Source organism: Cellulomonas sp. plas2, from assembly GCF_057221735.1.
On record NZ_CM170155.1, the window covers coordinates 3,682,970 to 3,698,372 of the forward strand.

General features: G+C 77.0%; 10 protein-coding genes. 7 read left to right on the forward strand and 3 right to left on the reverse strand.

Going from position 1 to position 15,403, the window contains the following annotated elements; all coding sequences use genetic code 11:
- Positions 1-259: 259 nt before the first annotated feature.
- Both AC2TDM_RS16345 and AC2TDM_RS16350 read left to right on the forward strand, forming a co-directional pair.
- On the forward strand, positions 260-1,801 hold the full coding sequence (locus tag AC2TDM_RS16345; protein ID WP_484635328.1) for an HNH endonuclease signature motif containing protein: 1,542 nt from the start codon (positions 260-262) through the stop codon (positions 1,799-1,801).
- Positions 1,802-1,989: 188 nt separating this feature from the next.
- Positions 1,990-2,682 (forward strand): biliverdin-producing heme oxygenase, encoded by a 693-nt coding sequence (locus AC2TDM_RS16350; RefSeq protein ID WP_484635329.1) that lies wholly within the window; start codon positions 1,990-1,992, stop codon positions 2,680-2,682.
- 88 nt (positions 2,683-2,770) lie between these two features.
- On the opposite strand, the gene AC2TDM_RS16355 is transcribed toward AC2TDM_RS16350, so the two are convergent.
- Positions 2,771-5,008, reverse strand: coding sequence for a SpoIIE family protein phosphatase (locus tag AC2TDM_RS16355; protein WP_484635330.1), 2,238 nt, complete (start codon positions 5,006-5,008; stop codon positions 2,771-2,773).
- Positions 5,009-5,205: 197 nt separating this feature from the next.
- Here AC2TDM_RS16355 and AC2TDM_RS16360 point away from each other — a divergent pair, with 197 nt between their 5' ends.
- The 3 genes from AC2TDM_RS16360 (at position 5,206) to AC2TDM_RS16370 (ending at position 9,697) form a co-directional block, all read left to right on the forward strand.
- A complete protein-coding gene (locus AC2TDM_RS16360; protein WP_484635331.1) occupies positions 5,206-7,944 on the forward strand; it encodes a diguanylate cyclase domain-containing protein in 2,739 nt (912 codons plus the stop codon).
- Between the two features lie 119 nt (positions 7,945-8,063).
- The gene (locus AC2TDM_RS16365; protein WP_090032587.1) at positions 8,064-8,777 is read left to right on the forward strand and encodes a fasciclin domain-containing protein; all 714 of its coding nucleotides are present in this window, start codon (positions 8,064-8,066) and stop codon (positions 8,775-8,777) included.
- Between the two features lie 263 nt (positions 8,778-9,040).
- The gene (locus tag AC2TDM_RS16370; protein ID WP_484635332.1) at positions 9,041-9,697 is read left to right on the forward strand and encodes a flavodoxin family protein; all 657 of its coding nucleotides are present in this window, start codon (positions 9,041-9,043) and stop codon (positions 9,695-9,697) included.
- Between the two features lie 84 nt (positions 9,698-9,781).
- Here the strand turns inward: AC2TDM_RS16370 and AC2TDM_RS16375 are convergent, their stop codons facing one another.
- The gene (locus tag AC2TDM_RS16375) at positions 9,782-10,714 is read right to left on the reverse strand and encodes an anti-sigma factor (protein ID WP_139224396.1); all 933 of its coding nucleotides are present in this window, start codon (positions 10,712-10,714) and stop codon (positions 9,782-9,784) included.
- Complete coding sequence (gene sigK, locus AC2TDM_RS16380; RefSeq protein ID WP_484635333.1) at positions 10,711-11,286, reverse strand: ECF RNA polymerase sigma factor SigK; 576 nt, start codon at positions 11,284-11,286, stop codon at positions 10,711-10,713. The genes AC2TDM_RS16375 and sigK overlap by 4 nt, the downstream gene beginning before the upstream one ends.
- Before the next feature lie 360 nt (positions 11,287-11,646).
- Between sigK and AC2TDM_RS16385 the strand changes: the two genes are divergently transcribed.
- Complete coding sequence (locus AC2TDM_RS16385; protein ID WP_484635334.1) at positions 11,647-14,484, forward strand: circularly permuted type 2 ATP-grasp protein; 2,838 nt, start codon at positions 11,647-11,649, stop codon at positions 14,482-14,484.
- Positions 14,481-15,386 carry a transglutaminase family protein gene (locus AC2TDM_RS16390; protein ID WP_090032590.1) on the forward strand — a complete coding sequence of 302 codons (906 nt, stop codon included), beginning with the start codon at positions 14,481-14,483 and terminating at the stop codon, positions 15,384-15,386. Before AC2TDM_RS16385 ends, AC2TDM_RS16390 begins: the two co-directional genes overlap by 4 nt.
- Positions 15,387-15,403: the final 17 nt, after the last annotated feature.

A 15,403-nucleotide genomic window follows, 5' to 3' on the forward strand; every position in this document is an offset into this window, starting at 1 on the left:
GTCGAACGGTCGGTGGTCGTCGGTCGAGGGGTCGCCCGCTGGAGGCGGTCGGCCTCAGGACGAACGGTCCGGAGCCGGCATGTCAGTGGTCCGGTGCATGCTGGTCGTGTCACCTCTGCGCAAGGTGGCGACGCAGCAGTTTCTGACGCGTGACCTGCAAGAACACCCGATCGTGGCATGGTGTCCTGGGAGTCCTCCTCCTAGACTTTGGCACAGACGTTCTACTGCTGCTGCCGCCGCCAGAGGAGGTGCCCGCGCCGTGTACCAGGACCTGCTGTCGTCCTTCGAGTCCGTGCGCGCTGCCCTGGGAGCGGTGGGTGCGCAGGCCGGGCAGGCCGGGATGTTGAGCGGGCCGCAGCGGGCGCACGTGCTCTCGTTGTTCCAAGCGGCGTCAGGGGCGGTGGCGGGGGCGCGGTCGGCATGGATCGCCGCGGACAGCAGGCTGCGCATCCCGCGTGACGGGGACAAGGGTCCGGCGGAGGGCATCGCCGGGCGTGACGGGATCGGGCTGCCCGAGGCACGCCGGCAGGTGCGGCAGGCCGAGGCCGTCGAGGTGGTGCCCTCCTTCGCCGAGGCGGTGGCGGCGGGGTCACGGTCCGAGGCACACCTCGACGCGCTGGCCGGTGTGCTGGCCGAGGCCTCGCAGAAGGTGCGGAGCGAGTTCGGGTCGCCTCTGGTGCAGGCGGAGCTGACGGACCTGGCGGGCCGGGTCGACCCGGGCACGTTCCGGACCACGCTGCGGCAGAAGGCCGCCGAGATCGATCCACCGGCCCTGGAGTCCCGGTTCGAGGCCCAGCGCCGGGGCCGGCACCTGCACCTGACCGACACCGAGATGGGCACGCGGATCCAGGGGTGCCTGGACCCCTCGGCGGGGGTGGCGCTGCGGCGGGCATTGGAGCTGACCCGGCAGATCCCGGGCGAGGACCGCACGCCCGGCCAGGCGCAGGCCGACGCGTTGGAAGCCCTCGCGCGGGGCGCGCTGGCGGAGAAGAAGGGCGGGGTGACCGGCGCGTCGGTGCGCCCGCACCTGACCCTGGTGACGGACCTGAGCACCTACACCTCCATCGCCGAGGCCCTGCGCGAGCACGAGACGGCGCGCCACGGCGCCGAGGCTGGTGGCGACGACCACGACCAGACCTCGCACGTGGCGTGCACCGAGGACCTGCCCGACGTGGACGTCCTCGGCGCCGCGCTGACCGGGCGCACACCGGTCGTCGACGAGGACGGCAACGTGCTCGCGGTGACCGCGGTGGCACGGACGCTGTGCGACGTGGACACCGCCGCACTCGTGCTCGGGCCGGACGGGCAGCCCACCGACCTGGGGCGCGAGGAGCGGCTGTTCACCGGGCACCAGCGCCGCGCGGTCATCCTGCGCGACCAGGGGTGCGCGTTCCCGGGGTGCGAGACACCGGCCCGCTGGTCCGAGGTCCACCACATCCGCTGGTGGGCCAGGGACGACGGGGAGACCAGCATCGACAACGGCGTGGTCCTGTGCGGACGGCACCACCACGAGGTGCACCGCGCCGACCTGACCATCCGACGACTCGTCGACCCGGGACGACCACCACGGTCAGGACGGGTCAAGGCAACCGAGCTGCATCCGGCCCGGTACGAGTTCCGCGCACCCGACGGCAGGATCGTCGGCCACCGGAGGAACGAGGTCGGGAGGGTCGCGCCGGCAGTGTCCTCCCTCGCGCTGGGCGTGGGACAGCGCGATCACGGCGTCGTGTCGTCGACGCACCATGACGTCCGCGCGTCCCTGGAGGGCGCGCTGGTGCCGCTCGCCTCCGGACATCGGTGAGCTCGATCGCCTCGTACCCGTTCCAGCCTCGTATCGAGGCGTGGGTGCGGTGCCGGTGGGTGCGGTGCCGGTGGGTGCGGTGCCGGTGGGTGCGGTGCCAGTGAGTGCGATGGCCGGGGGGTGGCGGCGAGGTCGGTGGCGGGAGGAGTTGCTGTCGGCGCGGGTCGTGGCGGCGGCAGACTGGTGGGGTGGAGCAGAGCGCCGAGGAGTCCTTGTCCGCGCGGCTGCGACGGGCGACGCGCGTCGCGCACGAGCGCGCGGAGGGGACGGCGTTCGTCGACGACCTGCTGGGCGGGCGGTTGGGGATCGACGCGCACACGGCGCTGATGCGGCAGCTGGTCCCGGTGTACGAGTCGCTGGAGGCGGCGTCGGGTGCGGGGAGCGCAGTCGTGGGCGACCTGCTGCCGGCCGTGGCGCGCGCAGCGGCGCTGCGGGCGGACCTGGAGGCAGCCGTCGGACCCGCGTGGCCGGAGCTGCCGCTCGTGCCGGGCGCGCACGACTACGCCGCCCGGGTGGGCGAAGTGGCCGGCTCAACAGGTGGTTGGGTGGCGCACGCCTACACGCGGTACCTCGGGGACCTCGCCGGGGGGCAGGTCGTGGCGACCGCCGTGCGACGGCACCACGGCGTCCCGGCCGACGCGCTGTCCTTATACCGCTTCGACGCGGCGCCGGCGCCGGTCCTGCGGGCGCGCTTCCGGGAGCGGGTCGACGCGCTCGACCTGGCCGACGACGAGGTGGAGCAGGTGCTGGCGGAGGCGGTGACCGCCTTCGTGCTGAACGCCCGGGTGCTCGAGGACCTCGCCGCGGCGGGGCACGTGCCGGGAGCGGCGGCGCCCGACGCCCAGGTCGTCGGGGAGACCGAGGCAGCACCGGCACGGTGAGGGCACGCCGCGCAGGGCCGGGGACCCGCTGCACCAGGAGGGCGGATCCCGGCAGAGCGCGGTGCCGCTGGCGCCGACGTGCTCCGGCTCAGGGGACGCGCTGGAGCACCAGGACGGTGAGGTCGTCGCCGGTGCCGGGGGCGGAGCGCGGCAGGCCGGCGACGAGGGCGTCGCGGTCGGGGCCGATGCCGGCCGCGCGGCGGCGCATGTCCTCCAGGCCGTCGGCGAGGAGCGAGCCCCGCGCCTCGACCAGCCCGTCCGTGAAGAGCACCAGGCAGTCGCCCGGCGCCAGGGTCGCGGTGGCCTGGACGTAGCCCCGGCCCTCGCGGTCCGGCACGCCGAGCGGCGCACCCCGCGCGCCCTCGACGAACGCCGCACCGTCGGCGCGCACGTGCAGCGGGGGCAGGTGGCCGGCGCGGGTGACGACGACGCCGCCGGTGACGGGGTCGAGCTCGGCGGCGACGACCGTCGCGAGCTCCCCCGGCACGAGGTCGGCGATGACCTCGTTGAGACGCGTGAGGGCTCGGTCCGCGGCCCCCTCGTCGACGAGGTAGGCACGCAGGGCGTGCCGGACCTGGGCCGTGATGGCCGCCACCGACATGCCGTGCCCGGCGACGTCGCCGACGAGGAAGGCCGTCCGGCCGTCGGGCAGCGTCGTGATGTCGTACCAATCACCGCCGAGCACGCTGGCGCCGCTGGGCTGGTAATGCTGCGCGAGCGCGTACCCGTCCGGCAGCGGCGGCCGCTCGGTGAGCACGATGCGCTGCAGGGTCGCGGCGACGCGCTCGTCCTCGGCCCGCTGCCGGGCAACCGCCTCGTCGAGGTCCCGGACGAGCGCCTCCGCCGCCGCGACCTGGGCGGGCGTCCAGGGCTCCGACGTGCCGCGCACCTGCTCGACCCACGCCGCGAAGGACGCGCGCGGGGTCAGGCGCAGGCCGGCAGGCGTCGCCTCCAGCCCCTTGGCGTAGGGGTCGCCGGCCCAGTGCACCTCCTTGAGGACCTCGGGCCGGAACCACAGCACGACGTCCCGCGAGCCGCTCGCGGACGGCCGCACGCCGAGCACGCCGCTGGCCACGTCCGTCAGACGCCCGACGAGGTCGCTGCCCGGGAACTCGCGCAGCAGCGCGGAGACGGCCACCGTGCCGGTCCGACGCGTCCACAGCAGGTCCACCAGGGCGTCGACGTCGGCCGGTCCGGGCGTCCGGCCCAGGAGCCGCAGCTGCCCGTCGACCCGCACCGCGCAGCCCGTGGCCCCCTCGACGAGCTCGAGCAGGGCGTCGTCGGCGGTGAGGGCCCCGAGGGGGTCGCGCGGCGAGGCCGACAGCGCGCGCGTGAGCTCCGCGGACGACACCGCGAGCGCCATGCTGTCGACGTACCGCGCCTCGTCCTCCTTGCCCTGCAGGAGCAGGGAGCCCGTCCGCGCGAGGAACTCCGCCGCGGACCGCTGCGTGGGCGTGGGGTAGTGCGGCCCGGCGTAGTGGTGGCACGCGACGAGGCCCCACAGCCGCCCGTGCACCAGCAGCGAGACCGACATGGACGCCCGGACGCCCATGTTGGCGAGGTACTCCAGGTGCACCGGCGAGACGCTGCGCAGGGCGGCGTTCGACAGGTCCAGCGGCCGACCCGTCGACGGGACGACCGGGGGCACGAGCGGGCTGGCCGTGTACCGCGCGTCGGGGATGGACCGCAGCCACTGCGCCGCGTACAGGGCGCGGGCCTGCGCGGGGATGTCCGACGCGGGGTAGTGCAGGCCCAGGAAGGGCTCGAGCCCCGGTGCCGCCTCCTCGGCGACGACCTCGCCGTTCCAGTCCGCGTCGAAGCGGTAGACCATGACGCGGTCGAACCCCGTGATGGCCCGGACCTCGGCCGCCAGGATGCCGACGACCTGCTCCGGCGTGCCGGCGCGCTGCATCTGGCGCAGCGCGGGGCGGGCGCCGCGCAGGCTGCCGTCGCCCGTGGCGGGCATGCGCGGCTCGAGCTCGACGACGAGCAGGTCGTCGCTGCGGTGCACGAGCGCCTCGAAGGACCGCAGCCGGCCGGCCACCGCCACCTCCAAGGGCTGCGGGTCGACGGCCTCCTCGTCGAGCCGCAGCTCCCCGAGGGCGTCACCCAGCGCGTCGCCGAGGGGGCGGCCGAGGACGGCCTCCGTCGGCAGGCCGAGGTGCTCGGCCGTCGTGCCGGAGGCGACGACGACGCGCAGCGACCCCGGGTCGACGGCGAGCAGGACGCCGTGCGGCTGCACCGAGCCCGGCACGCGGATGGGCTCGTCGGCGCAGTCGACGACGGGGGTGCCCTCGGGCACGAGGGGCACGGTCAGGTCCGTCACGGCTCCATCATCCCCGACGCCCCGGCTCCGCTGCCTTGACCGCACGTCGGAGCGGCCGATGGGAGGGAGGGGCGGCCCGCCCCGCCGCGCCCCGCGACCGCCGCCGGGTGCCCGGTGCGAGACGATGGAGGTGCGCGCATGGGCTCGCCGTCGCCCGTGGTGCCGGGCGCACCGGGCTGCGACCGAGGGGCGTACCGGTGAGCGCCTCGACCTCGGCCGGGTCCCTGCCGTTGCTGAGGCACGCGGTCTCGGCCCTCGTGCTGGCGGCGGCGGTGCTCCTGGGCCGGTCGACCGTCGTCGAGGGCGGGACCTTCGCGCTCGTGTGGCCCGCGGCGGCCGTGGGATCCGCGTGGGTCGTCGTCGACCGGGCCCGCGGGGCGCGCGGCGTGACGGCGCTGGTGGGCGTCACGCTCATCACCGGCGTACTCAACGCGCTGACGGGCGCACCGCCCGCGCTCGCGGCCGTGATGGCCGTCGCCAACGGGCTCCAGTCGCTGGTCACGGCGCTGCTGCTCGACGCCCTGCCGCTCCCCCGGGGCGCGTCCCGCCGGCGGTTGCGCACGCCGGCCGACCTGCGCGTGCTCGTGCTCGCGGCGCTGCTCGGGGCGGCGACCGGTGCCGCGGTGTCGGCCGTCGGCGTCGCCGCGCTCGGCACGGGCGACCCCCTGGCGGTCCTGGGCGCGTGGACCCTGCGCAGCGGGTCGGCGACCCTCGTGCTGGGGGCGGCGGCGCTGCGGCTCGCGGACCCCGCGCGCTGGCCCTGGAGGGGCCTGCCGCGCCGCACCTTCGTCGTCCGGAGCGCGGAGGTCGCGGCCGTCGCGGGGGCCGTCGGTGCCGCCTACGCCGTGGTGTTCGGCTACCCGCAGGAGCTGCCCCTGCCGTTCCTGCTCGTCCCCTTCAGCGTCTGGGTCGCGCTGCGCCTGGACACCACCGCCGTCGCGCTGCACGGCGTCGCGGTGGGCGTGGTCGTCGTGGTGACCACCCTCGCCGGGCACGGGCCCCTCGTCGTCGTCGACCCGGACCTGCAGCCCGTCCTGGCCCAGGCGTTCGTCACGGTGGTGAGCGTCGTCGCGCTGCCGCTGGCCCTGGCCCGCGACGAGCGCGCCACCCTCATCTCCGAGCTCAGCGAGGCGCAGGCCACCGCGTCCGAGCAGGCCCTCCTCCTGCGGACGGTCTTCGAGGCGTCGACCGAGGCGCTCAGCGTCCACGCCGCCGACGGCACCCGCGTGCTGCGCAACGCGGCCGCGACCCGCCTGCTCGCGGACCTCCCGGCGGACGACCTCCCCCTGGGCCGCGCGCTGGGCGGCGAGACGGTCGAGGGCGTCGACGTCGTCGTCGACGCGCCGGACGCACCCGGGCGCGTGCTGGACGTCAGCGCGCGCCGGGTGCCGGGCGAGGGCGGGCCCTGGGAGGGCGCGGTCGTGCTCGCCGCCCGCGACGTGACCGACGAGCGCCGGGCGAGCGCGCGCGTCGCCGCCGCCCGGGACCTGTACTCCGGCATCCTCGACGCGGCGACCGAGCAGGCGATCATCCGCTGCGACCCCGACGGCACCATCACCGTGTTCAGCACGGGCGCGCAGCGGATGACGGGATGGGGCGCGGAGGAGGTCGCGGGTCTGCCGCTGACGATCCTGCACGACCCCGCGGAGCTGTCCGCCGTGGCGGCCGCCCGCGGCCTGTCGCCGACGGACGTCCTGCTGCACGACGCCCGCAGCGGCTACCCCGTCACGCTGCGGTGGACGTGGCTGCGCGCCGACGCCTCGCGCCTGCACGCCATGGTCACGGTGAGCCCGCTCGTCGACGCGGCCGGCCGGTGCACCGGCGTCATCGCTCTCGCCACGGACGTCACCGAGCAGGTCGTCGTGGAGCAGCGCCTGGCGGGGTCGGAGAGCCGGTTCCGCCGCGCCTTCGACACCGCCCCGGTCGCGATGGCGATCGTCGGCCTCGGCGGGCCGCAGGGGTCCGCGGTGCTGCAGGTCAACGCGACGATGTCCGAGCTGACCGGCCTGGCCGCGGAGGAGCTCCTGGCCCGCGACCTGCCGTCGCTGCTGCACCCCGACGACCGCCCCGCCTTCCTCGCGGCCCTGGGGCCGCTGGTGCACGGTGCCCTCGACGAGGTGCGCGTCGAGCAGCGCTTCCTGCACGCGGACGGCTCGGTGCGCCGCGGCCTCGTGCACGCGACGCTGTTCACGCCGGACGGCGAGGGGGGTGGAGGCGCCGGCGGGGGCGTCGGCGGCGGCGGCGTCGGCGGGGGCGGGCAGGCGGGCGGGGGCGAGCGGCACCTGCTGTGCCTCGTCGAGGACGTGACCGCCCGCCGGGAGGCCGAGGAGGAGCTCGTCCGGCTCGCGCTGCACGACCCGCTGACCGGCCTGCCGAACCGGGCGCTGCTGCGCGAGCGCCTCGGCGAGGCGCTGCGGGAGGCGGAGCACGAGGGCGCCCCCGGCTCGGGGGTCGGCGTGCTGTTCTGCGACCTCGACGGGTTCAAGGCGGTCAACGACGCCGCCGGGCACGCGGCCGGCGACGACGTCCTGCGCGCCGTGGCCGAGCGCTTCTGGCGGCTGCTGCGACCCGTGGACACGCTGGCACGGCTCGGGGGCGACGAGTTCGCGGTGGTGCTCCCGGGGGTGCCGTCGCCCGACGAGCTCGCCGCCGTCGCCGACGCGCTGCTCGCCGCGGTGGCCGCGCCCGTCGTGCTGCCAGCCGGCGCCTTCCGCATCGGGGTGAGCATCGGCACGGCCTGGGTGGGCGCCGACGAGCGGCATCGTGACGGGCTCGAGGACGCGCTCGAGGACGGGCTCGAGGACGGGCTCGAGGACGGGCTCGAGGACCGGCTCGACGCCCTCGTCGACGCCGCCGACGCCGCCATGTACGAGGCCAAGCGCGCCGGCAAGAACCGCGTGCGCCGGTACCGACCGGCACCCTCCTCGGTCGCCTGACAAGGGCACGTCCGCGGGTTTCACCCGGACGGGTGACCAACCGGCTCCCCCGCCGCCCCGAACCACGGGCATCGGAGGGCCGCACCGGTCCTCCCGCAGCACCACCGAGGGAGATCACGATGCGCACCACGACCCGCACCCGTCTGGCGGCCGCGTTCCTGCTGGCCTCCGGCCTCACGCTGACCGCCTGCAGCAGCTCCGACACCGCCGAGGCCGGCGCCGCCGCCTCCTCCGCCGCGGAGGACGTCACGGGCTCGGAGGGCACGGGCGACGACATGGCGAGCGAGTCCGCCGCCCCGAGCCCGTCCGAGGAGGAGGACATGACGACGGCCGACCCGGCCGCGATGCTCGTCGGCCCCGGCTGCGCCGACTACGCCGCGATGGTGCCCGAGGGCGCCGGCTCGGTCGAGGGCATGAGCGCCGACCCCGTCGCCACGGCCGCCTCGAACAACCCGCTGCTGAAGACCCTCGTCCAGGCCGTCTCCGGGCAGCTCAATTCCGAGGTGAACCTCGTCGACACGCTGAACGGCGGCGAGTTCACGGTGTTCGCGCCCGTCGACGACGCCTTCGCCAAGATCGACCCGGCGACGATCGAGTCCCTCAAGACCGACGCCGCGACGCTGTCGAGCATCCTCACCTACCACGTGGTCGAGGGCCAGGTGGCCCCGGACGAGATCGTCGGCGACCACGCGACCGTCCAGGGCGGCACGGTCACCGTCAGCGGCGAGGGCGACGCCCTCAAGGTGAACGACGCCAACGTCATCTGCGGTGGCGTGCAGACCGCCAACGCGACGGTCTACCTCATCGACTCGGTGCTCATGCCCACCATGTGACGCACCTGCCCGGACCCGCACGCGCCCCGGCGCACGCGGGTCCGCGGCGGTCCGGCCCCCTCCCTGCAGCAGCGCGGGGAGGGGGCCGCGCTGCGTCACGCCCGGGACGGCCGCCCGCCGCCGCGGGTCCGCCGTCCGGCGTCCCCCCTCCGTGTCCGCCGTCCGGGGTCCCCCGTCCGTGTCCCCCGCTCGTGTCCCCCGCTCGTGTCCCCCGTCCGTGTCCAGCGCTCGCGGCGCCTCCGCCCGCGGGGCAGCATCGCGGCATGTCGCAGACGACCTCGACCGCCTCCCCCGACGACGTCGGCGAGCGCCCCGCCGACCTCACCGCCCTCGTGCTCGTGGGCACGCTGACCCCCTCGCCGGCGCCGTCCAGCAGCGAGCTCCTGGGCCGCCAGCTCCTCGAGGCGCTGCGCCCGCACGGCGTCACCGGCACGGTCGTGCGCCTCGTCGACCACGACGTGAAGCCCGGCGTGCAGGTGGACATGGGCGAGGGCGACGCCTGGCCGGCGATCCGGCAGCAGGTGCTCGCCGCGGACGTCCTCGTCCTCGCGACGCCCATCTGGATGGGGCAGCCGTCGAGCGTCATCAAGCGTGCGCTCGAGCGCCTGGACGCGGAGCTGTCGGAGACCGACGACGAGGGACGGCTGCTCACCTACGGCAAGGTCGCCGCGGTGGCCGTGGTCGGCAACGAGGACGGCGCGCACCACGTGAGCGCGGAGCTGTTCCAGGCGCTCGACGACGTCGGCTTCACGATCCCTGCGCAGGCCGTCACCTACTGGGTCGGCGAGGCGATGGGCGGCGTCGACTACCAGGACCTCGACCCGACGCCCGAGACCGTCACCAGCACGACGGCCACGGTCGCCGCGCACACCGCGCACCTGGCGCGGCTGCTCAAGGGCTCGCCCTACCCGCCCTCCTGAGACGACGAGGGCCGGCGCCGAGCTCGCGCGGCCGCCCGGACGGCGTGCGCGACGGGCGGGTCCGGCACGGACCCGCCCGTCGGCTCAGGCCTGGGTGAGGAGGACGACGGGAGTCGTCGTCGGCTGCTGCGACCCGCCCTCGGGCTCGACGGAGACGGCCAGCGAGCCGACCCCGCCCGTGTCGACGAGCCGCACGAGCGACCCGCCCTCGTCGGTGAGCACCCCGGCGGACGTGATGACGCCCTCGTCGACCAGCCAGAGCTGGTAGACGCTGCCCGCCTCGGGCTCGGGGACGCCGGTCGCGCTGAAGAGCGAGCGGTCGTCGGTGAAGACGGCGGTCGCCGTTCCGCCACCGGTGACGGAGCCGCGCACGAGCACGGCCGACGGGTCGGTGAGCAGGTCGGCGATCTGCTGCGCCGTGCGCCGCTGCACCTCCTCGACCTGCGCCTGCGCGAGCTCCGCCCGCTCGGCGCGCTGCGCCTGCTGCAGGGCCAGGGCCCCGGGCACCCCGGCGGCGACGACGAGCGCCGCCGCGACGCCGGCCCAGCGCACCGCCCGCGGCCGCCGCAACGGCACCACGGGGGCGAGCGGGCGCTCGTCGGGCGCGGGGTGGCTGTCAGCAGGGGCCGGCGGGGGCACGACGACCGGTGCGATCGGGACGTCGGCCGGGACGTCGGCCGGGACGTCGGCCCGGACGTCGGCCCGGGTATCGGCCTGGACGTCGACCCGCGCGCCACCCGGCGCGCGACCCCCCGGTCGCTCCTGCGCCTGACCGGCCACGGCGGCGAGCACGGCGGCACGCAGGGCGGCGGGCGGCTCGCCGGCGACGGCACCCCCCAGCTCGGCCGCGACGGCCCGCAGGTCCGCCAGCTCCGCGGCGGCCCCGGCGTCGGCGGCGACGAGCCGCTCGACGGCCCGGCGCTCGACGTCGTCCACCGCGTCGAGGGCGTAGGCGCCCAGCAGCGTGCGGACGTCGTCCGTGCCGTCCACGCCGGTCGTCCCCGTCACACCGCTCACCGGTCCACCTCCAGGCAGTCGCGCAGGCGCAGCAGGCCGTCGCGGATCCGGGTCTTCACCGTGGGCAGCGGCACCTCCAGCTCGTCGGCGACCTCCCGGTAGGAGCGGCCGCCGTAGTAGGCCAGCACGATCGCGCCGCGCTGGCGCGGGGTCAGGGCGTCGAGGCAGCGACGCACGCCCTCCACCTCCAGGCCCTGCTCCACCTCCTCGACGACGACGTCGACCTCCACCTCGGCGCTGGCGTCGAGCACGCGCTGGTCGCGGTCGCGCTGGGCCTGCGTGGCGCGGACGCGGTCGACGGCGCGACGGTGGGCGAGCGTGACGGTCCAGGTGCGGGCGGACCCGAGCGCCGGGTCGAAGCGCGCCGCGGTCCGCCACACCTCGAGCCAGACCTCCTGCGTCACCTCCGCCGCGTGGTCAGGGTCGCGGAGGACGCCCAGGCAGGTGCCGTAGACGGACCGCCCGATCTCGTCGTAGAGCCGGGCGAAGGCGTCCTGGTCCCCGTCGGCGCACGCCAGCAGGAGGGCGTCGGCCGCCCGAGGCCCCGCCGTGCGCTGGGAGGTGGCGTCCACGCGCGACAGTGTGGCCGACGCACCCCTGCCCCGCCCGGCGGTGCACCCGGCGCGGCGCGGACCTGCACCCGGGTGCGTCCCGGCGGGCGTGACGAGGCCCGTGGTCCCCCGGGGTGCGCCCCCTGACGCGCCCCGGGGGGCCGGCCGGGGGTGCACCGGGCCGTGCGGACCGGCGGACCGGCCGACGAGGGCGCGCGCCCGGTGGCGGGTGCGTGCACGTCTCACGCCCATGGCGGCCCTCCCCGTCCGGCCGCGTCGCGGCACGTCGTGCAGCGCCCGGTCCGTGCGCCGGGCTGCCCTGCACCCGGTGTTCGGAGCCCGCCGCTGCCCGGACGGGTCCTGTGCGGCAGACTTCCCGGCGTGACCGACCTGCTGTCCTCCGTCCCCCTCGCGGGCGCCGACGGGCCGGACGGCCGGCGGGGTGGCCGGCGGGGTGGGGGCGTCGCGCACCGGCCGGACTGGGGCTGGCTCGAGGACCCGGCGGACGCCCCGACGCCCGAGGTGCTGGCGCGCGCCCGGGAGGCGGCGGACCGGCTCCTCGCCGACCACGGCGTCACCTACGGCGGCGACCGCAGGGACGGCGACGACGCCTGGCGCCTCGACCCCGAGCCCGTCATCGTCGACGAGGGCGAGTGGCAGCGCCTCGACCGCGGCCTCGCCCAGCGCGCGCTCCTGCTCGACGCCGTGCTCCAGGACCTGTACGGGCCCCGTCGCCTGCTCTCGGACCGGCTGCTGCCGCCGCACGTGGTGCTGGCCCACCCCGGCTTCCTGCGGGAGGTCGACGGGGTGCGGCTGCCGGGCCGCCGCGAGCTCGTGCTGACGGCCACGGACCTCGTGCGCGACGCGTCGGGCGGCTGGTGCGCGGTGGCGGACCGGACGCAGGCGCCGTCGGGCGCGGGCTACGCCATGGAGGACCGGCGGGTCGTCTCGCAGGTGATGGCCGGGGTGTACCGGCAGGCGTCGATCGCGCGCCTCGGCCCCTTCTTCCGCGCCCTGCGCACGGCCCTGCACGCCGTGCGGCCGGCCTCCTCCGACGGCGCGGGCGCGATCGTCCTGCTCACGAGCGGCGAGGCCAGCGAGACCGCCTTCGACCAGGCCTACCTGGCGTCCATGCTCGGCCTGCCGCTGGTGGAGGGCTCCGACCTCGTCGTGCGCGGCGGGCGGGTGTGGCTGCACGGGCTCGACGGGCTCGAGCGGGTGGACGTCGTCCTGCGCCGCCTCGACGCCGACTGGTGCGACCCGCTGGACCTGCGGGCGGGCTCCCGCCTCGGCGTCCCCGGCCTCGTGCGGGCGGTGCGCGGCGGCGCCGTCAGCGTCGTCAACCCGCTGGGCTCGTCCGTGCTGGAGAGCCCCGCCCTGCTGCGCTACCTGCCGCGGCTGGCCCGTGTCGTGCTCGACGAGGACCTGCTGCTGCCGTCCGCGCCGACCTGGTGGTGCGGGGAGGAGGCCGCGCGAACCCACGTGCTCACGCGGCTGGACCGCCTCACCCTCCTGCCGACGACGCACGGCCCGGGCTCGGGCGCCGTCCTCGGCTGGCAGCTCGACGCCGCCGGCCGCGCCGCCCTGCGCGCCCGGATCGAGGCCGAGCCGTGGGCGTGGGTGGCGCAGGAGCCGGTGGGGCCGTCGGGGCCGGTCGTCGACCTGGCGGCGGCGGAGCCCGAGGGGCCGGACGCGCTCGTCCCGCCCCCGACGAGCGACCTCCTCCCGGCACCGGGAGCACCGGGGACCCCGGGGGCGCGCGCGGCCGACGCGGCCGGCGGCCCGGCGGCGGCGGTCCTGCGCACCTTCGCCGTCGCGCACCACGAGGGCTACACCGTCATGGCCGGCGGTCTCGCCCGGGTCTCGGCGGGGCCGGTCGTCTCGTCGGCGCTGGGGGCGGCCGCCAAGGACGTGTGGGTGCTGGCGAACCCGGACGCCGCGCGGCCGCCGACGCAGGAGATGCCGGTCGTCACGGTGACGGGGGTCGCGCGACGCGACGGCACCGGGGACGACCGCGGCGGCACGGTCGAGATGTCGGTCGAGATGTCGGTCGAGATGTTCGACGAGGGCCCGCAGCGCGTCACGGGCCTGTCGCCGCGCACGGCGGAGAACCTGTGGTGGCTCGGCCGGTACGCCGAGCGCGCGGAGGACACCGTGCGCGTGCTGCGGGCCGTCGGCGACCGCTGGGACGACTACCACCGCACGCCGTGGTCGCCGGGGGGCCGGGCGCTCGCCGCCCTGCTGGCCAGCCTCGTGCCGGCGGCGGTACCGGCGGGTGCCTCGGCCGGCACGTCGGACGGCACCTCCGTCGTCCCCGTGGCCGGTCCCCCGCCGGGCACCGTCGACGCGGACGGCCGCCTCGTCGCCCCGCGCCTGCGCGACCTCATGCTCGACGACCGCACGCCCGGGACGGTGGCCGCGTCGGTGCGCCGCAGCGCGCGCGCCGCGGGGGCCGTCCGCGACCAGCTCTCCCCCGACGCCTTCGGGCCGCTGGCCCGCATCGAGCGCGCCCTGCGCGACGAGCGGCTGCGCGTGCGCCCGGGCTCCCCGGGCCAGGGGCCGGCCGTGACCGCCGGCCTGCGCGGGACGCTCGACCGCGTGCTCGAGGGGCTGCTGGCCCTGGCGGGGGTGTCGTCCGAGGGGCTCGTGCGCGACTCGGGGTGGCGGTTCCTCGACGCGGGCCGGCGCATCGAGCGGGCCCAGCACCTCGTGACCACGCTGCTGGGCACCGTCGTGCAGGCCCGGCCGCCGCAGGTGGACGACCTCGTCCTCGAGAGCGTCCTGCTCGTGCACGAGTCGGCCATGACCTACCGCCGGCGGCAGCAGGGCCGCGGCGTCGAGGCGGGCGGGCTGCTCGAGCTGCTCGTCCAGGACCGCACCAACCCCCGGTCGCTGGCCTACCAGCTGCACCGCCTGCGCGACGACCTCACCGCGGTGCCCGGCACCGGCCGGGCGCCGGACCAGCGCGACCACCTGCTGGCGGACGTCGTCGACCTCGTCGAGGAGCTCGAGGCCGTCCCGGTCGCCGCCGCCGTCGAGGACGACGGGCGGCGCGGGCGGCTCGCGGAGCAGCTCGAGTCCATGCGCTGGCGGCTGCTGGCGCTCGCCGACGAGGTCGAGCGCGTGCACATGGCCCGGCCGCTGCCGGTGCGCAGCCTCGAGGACCCGTGGGACGCCGGCGACCTGCGCGGCCCCCTGGACGGGCGGGGCACCCCGTGAGCCGCACCTACGACCTCGTCCACCGCACCCGGTACGTCTACACGGCCCCCGTGACCGGCTCCTACGGCCGCACGACGACGACCCCCCGCGACCTGCCGGACCAGCGATGCCTGACCACGGCGCTCGTCGTCGACCCCGAGCCGGCCGACACCGCCGCCCACACCGACTGGTTCGGCAACCGGACCACCTACTACGCCGTCACCACGCCGCACACCGAGCTCGTCGTCACCGCGCGCTCCCGCGTCGAGGTCACGCGCGTGGCGCCCGATCCGGCGACGCTGCCGGACCACGCCTGGGAGACGGTGGCCGAGCGGGTGGCGACGGGGGCCGTGGGCACGGACCTGCTCGCCGTCCGGGAGGCGGTGCTGCCCTCCGCGCACGTGGCCACGACCGACGCCGTCCGCGCCTGGGCGGCCCCGACGTTCACCGCCGGCCGCCCGCTGGCCGAGGTGCTCGTCGAGCTGGCGCACCGCATCCGCACGGAGCTGGCCTACCGCTCGGGCTCGACGACGGTGCGCACCACCCAGGACGAGCTCCTGGCCCAGGGCGCGGGCGTCTGCCAGGACTTCGCGCACCTCATGATCGCCGCGCTGCGTGCCCACGGGCTGCCCGCGCGGTACGTCAGCGGGTACATCGAGACGCGTCCGCGGCCCGGTCGGGAGAAGCTGCGCGGCGCCGACGCCTCCCACGCCTGGGTGGCCGCCTGGCTGCCCGGGGCCGGCTGGGTGGACGTCGACCCGACGAACGACCGGTTCGTCGACGACCAGTACGTCGTCCTGGGCTGGGGCCGCGACTACGACGACGTGCCGCCGCTGCGCGGGGTCATCTTCACCGAGCGGTCCGGCTCGAGCCTCACCGTCGAGGTCGACCTCGTGCCCGCCGGCAGCGACCCGTTCCTCTAGGCCGCGCCGCGCGCGGG